The sequence below is a fragment of the Microcoleus sp. MON2_D5 genome, assembly GCF_036701905.1.
Classification (GTDB): domain Bacteria; phylum Cyanobacteriota; class Cyanobacteriia; order Cyanobacteriales; family Microcoleaceae; genus Microcoleus.
In genome coordinates, this window is record NZ_JAUBRM010000079.1 from 21,284 (window position 1) to 29,506 (window position 8,223).

Below are 8,223 nucleotides of genomic sequence, written 5' to 3' on the forward strand. Positions count from 1 at the left end.
ATCAGAGATTAGCGCAAAATATAACACGATTCGCCTAGCAGCAAAATTGCGCGAAATGGGGATTAATCCTGATGAGGTGTGATGGTTTTTAGATTGTTAAAGGGGGTACGATCGCACTTTTTAAACAGCAGAAATATCAGAAGGCCCAAAAGGGCGATCGCTCCCCTCATCTATATCCCAATATTAAGATTTCCTTAGTTGCTGGCGTCGCGCACAGAAATCGGTGATACAATCAACAGCTTAGCTAGGGGTGCCCGAATATCCGGGCTGAGAAAACACCCTTAGAACCTGAGTCTGGGTAATACCAGCGGAGGGAAGCTGTTTATCAAGGAAATTAAATATGCGTACCGAATGGATCGCGAAGCGTCAGGGGCAAAGCAATGTATCTCAGATGCACTACGCCCGCCAAGGTGTAATTACTGAGGAAATGCACTTTGTTGCTAAGCGAGAAAATCTCCCGCCAGAACTTATCCGCGCCGAAGTAGCGCGGGGACGGATGATTATTCCCGCTAATATCAATCACACGAATTTAGAACCGATGGCGATCGGCATTGCGTCTAAATGCAAAGTCAATGCTAATATCGGTGCCTCTCCCAACTCTTCCAATATGGAAGAAGAAGTTGACAAGCTTAAATTAGCAGTGAAATACGGCGCTGATACCGTGATGGACTTGTCCACCGGCGGCGGCAATTTGGATGAAATTCGCACTACGATTATCAAAGCTTCACCGGTGCCGATCGGTACTGTACCAATTTACCAAGCTCTAGAAAGCGTTCACGGTAATATGGAAAGTCTGACGCCCAATGACTTTCTTCACATCATTGACAAACACGCTCAACAAGGTGTTGATTACCAAACAATTCACGCCGGAATTTTGATCGAGCATTTGCCGTTGGTGAAAAATCGGCTAACTGGAATTGTCTCTCGCGGTGGCGGAATTTTGGCGCGGTGGATGCTGCATCACCACAAACAAAATCCCCTCTACACTCACTTTAACGACATCATTGAAATCTTCAAAAAATACGATGTTTCGTTTAGTTTGGGAGATTCTCTGCGCCCCGGTTGCACTCACGATGCGTCGGATGAAGCTCAATTAGCTGAACTCAAAACTTTGGGACAATTAACTCGCAAAGCTTGGGAACATGACGTGCAGGTAATGGTGGAAGGCCCCGGTCACGTGCCGATGGATCAAATTGAGTTTAATGTCAAGAAACAAATGGAGGAATGTTCCGAAGCACCCTTCTATGTTTTGGGGCCGTTGGTTACAGATATTGCGCCTGGATACGATCACATTACCTCAGCAATTGGGGCAGCGATGGCTGGTTGGTACGGTACTGCAATGCTGTGTTACGTGACGCCGAAGGAACACTTAGGATTGCCGAATGCTGAGGATGTCCGAAACGGGCTGATTGCTTACAAAATCGCGGCTCACGCAGCAGATATTGCACGTGGCCGTCCGGGTGCGCGCGATCGCGATGACGAACTCTCGAAAGCGCGTTACAATTTCGATTGGAACCGTCAATTTGAGCTGTCATTAGATCCAGAACGGGCAAAGGAATATCACGACGAAACTTTGCCGGCGGATATCTACAAAACTGCTGAATTCTGTTCAATGTGCGGGCCTAAGTTCTGTCCGATGCAGACTAAGGTAGATGCCGATGCTTTGACGGAATTAGAGAAGTTTTTGGCTAAGGAACCTGTAGCCCAAAGCTAATTGGATTAATTCGTAGGGTGGGCAATGCCCGCCTTACTTAATCGTAAAGCTGTTTCGTTTCTTGTGGGGCGGGCATCCTGCTCGCCCAAAACTAGGGTGCTGATGGCGCACCTCACTTAAGGTTATATTAAAAGGAGTTTCCGAAAAGGAGAATTGCGATGTTCCCTTGCAGGTACTTTTTTCTTACCAAGGAAGCCAGAATTTTATCGAGATTGGGATGAGCAAAAAAAGTAGCTATTTGCTCTTTAGTTAATAGCTGGCCATCTGGGTCATGCCCAAATTCTTTATTTCGCCTTTTCAATATAAAACTCTTCATCAACTCAATTTCGTCTAAACTGAACTCGCCTCGCAAACCCAGTTCCCAAGAATGAAGAGAATTGCCACCGCGAGAGTCAATTAGCCGCCTACCCGGTAGTGGTAAACTAACTGAGCGTCGAGATTGATTTCGCTGCTTAAGAGGCATTCCGTTTGTTGATTCAACGAACAGCGGCGGATTCAAACGCTAATCTCATGCCGCCTCTTCCTGAGAATAAGTCAATAAAACGGATTTTTTTCTATGCCATTAATCCGGCGGTAAAAACTCCTATTTTGTACTATTTTTTAAGAGAGGCAGAGCCTCTAGATATTTATTACCAGGCAGATCCTAGTAACCAGAAATTTTCAATTCCTAGGGTGCGTTAACGCAGTGTAACGCACCGCCCGCCTAATGCAGCATTTGAGCTAAGTAAAAGATTTACCTGGATATGTTAGCTTGCGCTGTCTGTTGGCAGGTTGAAAGAATGCGCCGATCGTTTGAGCTAATTGTGCGAATAGAATGCAGATTTGTTAGCTGAGTATTGATTTCAATTGTTTGAAGTTTTCCGCCGGGTGAGATTGCCTTCCCGGAGAGTGTATTTCCCTGAATTTTACCAGTGAAGCACGCAAAGTCCGATCGCGGCGCGTAGATTGCACCAACCACCCGATCGTTCTGGCGTTGAAACACAATGTAGTTTTGAAGAACTTGGTTGGGCTGTGGCGAATCTCCGTACAGGTAAATACCATCGGGCAAAGCAGCAACATTAGTCTTAGATGGATTTTGTTGTGCTTGAATCGGTTGTTGCCCAATCCCAACACCAATTAGTGTCAGAGGACAAATAAAGGCTGTTGCCAGTAGTTTCCATTTCATTTTAATAGATGCAGGTAAAATCATTGCTGCTTCTCCTTGCGCCGCGTCATATAACATATTAAAACTGTCTTCTCTAGTTAATATCTCACGCAGGTTATAATTTGCCTCTGCTAAAATCAGCCGATTGGTATAGATTGTGAACCTGAAAGCTTGCGCTTGTTTAGCACGGAAAACTTTATTTTCCATTGTTATCCAAGTGCCTGAGCTGATTTTGATAAAATTAGAGCGGGCATAGTTTCTAATTAATACCACCCCATAAAACACCGCTTTCCTCTAGCAATACCAAGTTTTATGGCTCTGTATTATTCACTTTTTCCCAGTATTCTACTCTTAATTTTTGTACCCGCACGGCGTCGCAGCTTGACGGCCTAGGAGCGTATTTTTTTTTGTTAGTCCCTGCCTTTTTAACTCTCGGCACATGGCACTAGGACTTACTTATTGCCCGTAAATATTCCCCCAGCTTTTCGTAGCAGGGACTTTAATCACTACTATTGATAAGTAGCGACTAAAGTTGCGCCTTTGTCCTATTTTTGGAGGCAGAAGCTAGGGCTATTCTTGTGATTCAGCGATGCGCGATCGCCATTCCTTAAGATCCTTAATCGTAAAAACTGTTTCAAAGTCCAATCCAACAGAGCGATAAAACTCCGCACCACCTTGCTCCCTGTCAATCAGCGACAACACGCGATCGACTTTATAACCCGCACCCCGCAACCTTTCCACCGCCTGCATCGCCGACTTACCCGTCGTCACCACATCCTCCAAAACCGCCACATTCGTGCCCTCTGGCAACAGCGGCCCCTCAATATAAGCCATTGTCCCGTGTCCCTTCGTCTCCTTTCTGACAATTAGCGCCGGAATCGATCGACCTTCCAGAGCCGAAACCACACTCACCGCAGTTACAATCGGGTCAGCACCCAAAGTCAAACCGCCCACAGCTTGCACATCCGACGACAGCATAGACAACAGCAAACGTCCCGTTGCCAAAGCACCTTCAGCGTGCAGCGTCACCGGTTTACAGTTAATGTAATAAGAACTTTTCTGCCCCGAAGACAGCACAAAATCGCCTTCGCGATAGGCAAACTCGCACAACAAATCGAGAAGTCGATCGCGCAACACCTTTAAATCCCCAGCATCCATAACTCACACCTTGTAAAAAACACAAATAATCCGTCGATAATCAGTTTATAGTGGAATCGGAATTAATTAAGGAGGCTGAATATATGAGTCAAAAGTTAAAAAGCCTGAGCGGCGCGTTGATTCTCGCTGTCGCCTCTGCCGCAATGGCATCCGTCAAACCAGCTCAAGCACAAACAGAGCGATTTCACCCGATTGCCGACGACTTCAACCGACAATTTTTTCAAGCTTCAGGAGACTTTTACCACAACGTTAGCTTGCAAGGTTACTTTGGCGACTATTTAGGCATCGGTTCCCCCAGCGGCGTCGTTGCCTTTCCCGAAAAAGAAATCGAGAGGGATGCCAGTCGCGTCAACGGCTTCTACCGACGAGTAATGCAGCGGCAAGTTTCCAGCGACCCGATTCTCCGCGTCCCAGATGCTGTTAATCCCTTCGATGCCTCAGTCATGGCACTGCCTCCAGCTTGTCAGCTAGGACCTCAGCCAAGTGGCTGTTTCGCCACTCCCGCCGGACTCCAAGATCAGTATACGCTTCCAACACAGCAGGAAGGTTCACAGACTGATCCAGGGCCCGTTAGAGGACTTTATCAAGTATCGCCCCCTGGCCAAAATTAATCGATCGACAGTTGCGAGTTTTGAGCCGAGGCGGGTTTACTCTCATCTCGGATTTGTATGAGAGAGAAAGCCTCAACCCGCCCCAACAACTCATGTTTTGGCAATCCTTTCGGTAAACGCGCAACTGACTTTTTTTAACTATCGCGGTTATTTTATTGGACTCAATATTACCCAATATTTATGAAACCATGCTGCCGTCAGGCATGATTGTTCCTTTCAAAATAGCTTCGCCCAGATTAGCTCCCGCCAAGTTCGCTCCCCTGAGATTTGCCCCAGTCAAATTAGCCCCTCTCAAATCAGCTTTGCCGAGGTTTGCCCACCGTAAATCGGCAGCGCTCAACTCCGCAAAACTGAGATTAGCTCTGAAAAGATATGCTCCAGTGAAGTGAGCTTCCCCGAGGTGAGCTTTAGAGAAATTGGCTGCATAGCAATGTGCTTCAATCAATTCGGCTTGAGTGAGATTGGCTTGACTGAGATTAGCAGAATTGAGGTTCGCCCCCATCGCATTAGCTCGAAACATCACCGCACCGATTAAATTCGCATCACCGAAATCGGTTTGTTGGAGATTAGCAGCGGTGAGGTCAGCCCCAATTAAATTAGCACTGCTCAAATCAGCTCCCCTGAGGTCGGCCGCTCGGAGGTTGGTTCCAGTTAAATTAGCTTTAATTAAATTAGTTTCGAGCAGTTGCGCTCCCGCAAGATTTGCTAAACTAAAATTAGATTCGGCAAGGTTGGCCGAAATTAATTTAGCCTTAAACAAATCTGTTTTAAAAAGGTTCGAGCCCCAAAGATGCGCGCCTCTGAGATTGGCTTCGGCGAGGTTAGCTTCGCTGAGATCCGGTTCAATATTTGGGTTGAGACTTCTCCATTCAATCCAATTAACTGCACCTTTTTTTAACAGCGCTAAATGCTGTGTGTTTGCCATAATTGCATCTCCTTTAACGGCTATTCCTTGCGACCAACAATTGCTGGATTTTCTCGACCCGTCACGTTTTCCACCGCCGCAATTGCTGCCTGGGAACCTGCTATAATATCTCGTTCTGCGCCGCCGAGGTAAAGCCGTCCGAAACTGCCTACAGCCTGAACCTCTAAGATGTTAATAGATGCGCCTTTTTCTGCTTCATTGGCCGCCAGCGCTGCATAGGCAGCCGGCTCTACTTCTAAGACGTAAAGGGTTTGTCCCGCCAGCAGCAACTGTCCGCGGCGGGTGCGGTTGATTAATTGTGTTTGGTGGGGGTCAATGTTGCGAATAATTTGACTGGAAATCACGCGCGGTTTGATACCTTCTTCTCTGCGGAGTCCGATGAATTCTAGAATTGCTTTCCCTGCGGCCCGCGTTTCCCCCTGCTGACTCGAGTGTACTTCCAGAAGTCCGTACAAGCGTTCGACTATCTGCACTCCCGGGCGCACGGAGGCAGATTTGAGGGCGACATCGGTAATTCGGTTAATTTCGATACCGGGCGAGATTTCTATCCACAGCGACGCATCCCCTGGCAGCGGCAAGAATCCGGCAGCGACTGTGCCGATGTATGCTGCGTGCTGTGGCTGCAAGTTGTCTAGAAATACGTAGCTGCGTAACTCTATTCCCAAAAGTTTTGATCTCCGTCGATCGAGTTCCAGCACTTGTCTGTGCAATATCTGAGTTTACCTTTTTTTGTCCCCCACACCTTGTCTCTTGTCGGGACTGCCGCACTGCCTCACAACCTAGTGAGGTGCCAGATGCGCCCTTTCTAGTGCCGGAGTGCCTCCGCGAGCAATCTTTAATTTTGTGCGCCTGCTAAAAATTTGATATCAATCTGTAGTTATACGTGGAACATAACAATGTTTACTGCTAGAGGTGGATTTAACTTGGAGAGCCGATCGATATAGTGATGATAGTTAAAGATTTTAGCCAACAGAGAGCAGTTGAATTATGAAACGTTCTGATTTATCCAAAGCAATCGGTGCAGGTATTATAGCTGCTGGTTTAGCCATAGCACCAGCTCATCTCCCTGCTTCAGCTCAGACAGATACAACTGGCGGTACAACTTCCGGTACTAACACCACTACAACTACCACCACTCCTCGCTCCGATGTCTACAATGCTGAAACCGATCGCGATTTTGATTGGGGCTGGTTGGGACTGCTAGGCTTGTCTGGTTTGTTGGGTTTGATTCCGCGCAAACGCGAAGAAAATGTCCGCTATACCACTACAACGAGCGATCGCGAACCCGCTGCGCGCACTGACTACCGTTAAGAATTGAGTCTTAGTGCTGTGGCCATTATGCAGGGACAGGATGTTTTAACCTGTCCGCCGATCGATATAGTTTTGATAGTTAAAGATTTTAGCCAACACAGAGGAGTTGAATTATGAAACGTTCTGATTTATCCAAAGCAATCGGTGCAGGTATTATAGCTGCTGGTTTAGCCCTAGCACCTGCTCATCTCCCTGCTTCAGCTCAGACAGATACAACTGGCGGTACAACTTCCGGTACTAACAGCACTACAACCACCACCACTCCTCGCTCCGATGTCTCCAATGCTGAGACCGATCGCGATTTTGATTGGGGATGGTTGGGACTGCTAGGCTTGTCTGGCTTGTTGGGTTTGATTCCCCGCAAACGCGAAGAAAATGTCCGCTCTACCACTACAACGAGCGATCGCGAGCCCGCTGCGCGCACTGACTACCGCTAAGAATTGAGTCTTAGTGCTGTGGGCATTATGCAGGGACAGGATGTTTTAACCTGTCCGACGCTCCCAAATAATCATCAAAAAACCTCCATCTGGGAGGTTTTTTTGTTTGAGATGATGCGCGATCGAACCAGGATTAAATTGGTTACCGAAAAACTGGGTCTAAAGCCCCGTCCTTATAGGACGGCTTTAATTTAGCCAAAACTGTGAATTAGTCTTTATATCCATCCCAGCGACGTAAATGTTAGTATTTGAAGCCAAGCTAGAAGGAAAAAACGAGCAGTACGAACGGCTAGACGAAGCCATTCGTACTGCTCGTTTTATTCGGAATAGCTGCATCAGGTACTGGATGGACACAAAAGATGTAGGTCGCTACGACTTAAGCGCTTATTGCGTAGTCTTAGCGAAGGAGTTTCCTTGGGCTGCTAAGCTCAACTCAATGGCAAGGCAAGCTTCTGCCGAAAGAGCTTGGTCAGCGATTGCGCGGTTTTTCGACAACTGCAAGAAAGCAAGACCCGGTAAAAAAGGTTTCCCCCGATTTAAAAAGCATGAAACACATGGTTCTGTTGAATACAAAACTTGTGGATGGATACTTTCTGAAGACAGGCGAAATATAACCTTCACCGATGGATTTAAAGCAGGAAGTTTTAAATTATGGGGAACTCGTGACCTACACTTCTATCAGTTAAATCAAATCAAGCGGGTGCGCGTAGTTCGCCGAGCTGATGGATACTACGTGCAATTCTGTATTGATGCTGAACGAAATGAGAAGCGCGAACCTACTGGACGAACCATTGGTTTAGACGTAGGGCTAACGGTGCGATTCGTTGGCTAGAAACCAATCTTAATAAAAAGATTAGGGGGATTAGCCGCAGGGTAATGAACCTTGATAACTGAATGACCATGTAGGTGAAAAACCTACCCCG

At 47.0% G+C, this 8,223-nt stretch carries 8 protein-coding genes, 1 pseudogene and 1 riboswitch; of the genes and pseudogenes, 5 read left to right on the forward strand and 4 right to left on the reverse strand.

The annotated features are described in order from the left end of the window. Positions 1-236: 236 nt before the first annotated feature. Positions 237-333, forward strand: a riboswitch (TPP riboswitch). A 7-nt stretch (positions 334-340) separates the two neighbouring features. Then, a complete protein-coding gene (thiC, locus tag QUA47_RS23960; protein ID WP_333432601.1) occupies positions 341-1,714 on the forward strand; it encodes a phosphomethylpyrimidine synthase ThiC in 1,374 nt (457 codons plus the stop codon). Between the two features lie 733 nt (positions 1,715-2,447). On the opposite strand, the gene QUA47_RS23965 is transcribed toward thiC, so the two are convergent. Then, positions 2,448-3,065, reverse strand: a complete 618-nt coding sequence (locus QUA47_RS23965) for a hypothetical protein (protein ID WP_333432602.1) — start codon at positions 3,063-3,065, stop codon at positions 2,448-2,450. A gap of 363 nt (positions 3,066-3,428) precedes the next feature. Further along, positions 3,429-4,016, reverse strand: coding sequence for an orotate phosphoribosyltransferase (gene pyrE, locus QUA47_RS23970; protein ID WP_333432603.1), 588 nt, complete (start codon positions 4,014-4,016; stop codon positions 3,429-3,431). 83 nt (positions 4,017-4,099) lie between these two features. On the opposite strand from pyrE, the gene QUA47_RS23975 reads away from it, so the two are divergent. Further along, the gene (locus QUA47_RS23975; RefSeq protein WP_333432604.1) at positions 4,100-4,627 is read left to right on the forward strand and encodes a hypothetical protein; all 528 of its coding nucleotides are present in this window, start codon (positions 4,100-4,102) and stop codon (positions 4,625-4,627) included. A 178-nt stretch (positions 4,628-4,805) separates the two neighbouring features. Here QUA47_RS23975 and QUA47_RS23980 read toward each other — a convergent pair whose 3' ends face one another. Further along, a complete protein-coding gene (locus QUA47_RS23980) occupies positions 4,806-5,552 on the reverse strand; it encodes a pentapeptide repeat-containing protein (RefSeq protein WP_333432605.1) in 747 nt (248 codons plus the stop codon). A 20-nt stretch (positions 5,553-5,572) separates the two neighbouring features. After that, a complete protein-coding gene (locus tag QUA47_RS23985) occupies positions 5,573-6,217 on the reverse strand; it encodes a hypothetical protein (RefSeq protein ID WP_190661578.1) in 645 nt (214 codons plus the stop codon). 322 nt (positions 6,218-6,539) lie between these two features. On the opposite strand from QUA47_RS23985, the gene QUA47_RS23990 reads away from it, so the two are divergent. The 3 genes and pseudogenes from QUA47_RS23990 to QUA47_RS24000 all read left to right on the forward strand — a co-directional run. Further along, on the forward strand, positions 6,540-6,863 hold the full coding sequence (locus QUA47_RS23990; protein WP_333408025.1) for a WGxxGxxG family protein: 324 nt from the start codon (positions 6,540-6,542) through the stop codon (positions 6,861-6,863). 113 nt (positions 6,864-6,976) lie between these two features. Beyond that, positions 6,977-7,300, forward strand: a complete 324-nt coding sequence (locus QUA47_RS23995) for a WGxxGxxG family protein (RefSeq protein ID WP_333432606.1) — start codon at positions 6,977-6,979, stop codon at positions 7,298-7,300. A 238-nt stretch (positions 7,301-7,538) separates the two neighbouring features. Beyond that, positions 7,539-8,111 (forward strand): annotated as a pseudogene (locus QUA47_RS24000) (RNA-guided endonuclease InsQ/TnpB family protein); the annotation flags it as partial. Between the last annotated feature and the right edge of the window lie 112 nt (positions 8,112-8,223).